The 846-nt window shown below is 44.1% G+C and carries 1 protein-coding gene; it reads right to left on the reverse strand.

All coding sequences use genetic code 11. The features are described 5' to 3' along the window. On the reverse strand, positions 1 to 570 hold a 570-nt coding region (locus OU793_RS24690; RefSeq protein WP_274647924.1), incomplete at its 3' end, for an integrase arm-type DNA-binding domain-containing protein. Positions 571 to 846: the final 276 nt, after the last annotated feature.

Raw genomic sequence — 846 nt, forward strand, 5'->3', positions numbered from 1 at the left:
AGCACCGCTGGCTACAGCTAAGCGCATTACCTCGTTGATTATCCTGCATAGGCGTTTGACGGTTTCTAGAGTCCCTTGAGCTTTGACTGGCTCAAGTATCTCGTAGACTTGTCGAGGCTTAATCTCGGTGATAGTAACGTGGCCCAGTTTAGGTAGGATGTGCTTATTGAGACATTGATAAGCTTTGTCTGCTGTTTCAGGCTTTACATTCTGTCTCTTTAACTCAAGCCATTTATCTGCAAACTTTTGGAAAGTATTTGATAATGCCTCCTGTTCTCGTTTGAGGTTGTCATTTTTATACTGTTTAGGATCGATACCATTAGCAAGAAGCTTCTTAGCATCTTCTCGTTTCTTGCGAGCATCAGCTAATGAGACGCTTGGGTATGAGCCTAAGCCGAAGTTTGTTCTCTTTTTGGTAACAGGGTGGGTGTACTTCAATATCCACAGCTTTACACCAGTAGGTCTGATTCTAAGCTGTAATCCATCACCGTCCGATAAGGTGTATTCCCTGTCGGCACTTTTAGCTTGTTTGACTTGAGTGTTAGTCAGGCTTGATGTGGTTCTAGGCATGATTCATCCCTCCATTGTACCAACGATTTTGGTCACATCTAACGGTTGGTACATTAGATGGTACATTAAATCGTGGATGGTAAAAGATGGCTGTGGCGCAATACGGACAATAAAACTATGGAAAGTATAGATTTTAAAAGGGATTGTGGAACGTGGTGGACATATACGGAAGAGAGTGGTGGCCCCTCCCAGACTTGAACTGGGGACCAATCGATTATGAGCGAAGGTCTGACGCAATCTCACCGCACAATCAACATAGAAACCCTGCCCCGAATC

Origin of the sequence: Vibrio sp. VP6, from assembly GCF_028823755.1 — a bacterium.
In the GTDB taxonomy this organism is placed as follows: Bacteria; Pseudomonadota; Gammaproteobacteria; order Enterobacterales; family Vibrionaceae; genus Vibrio; species Vibrio parahaemolyticus.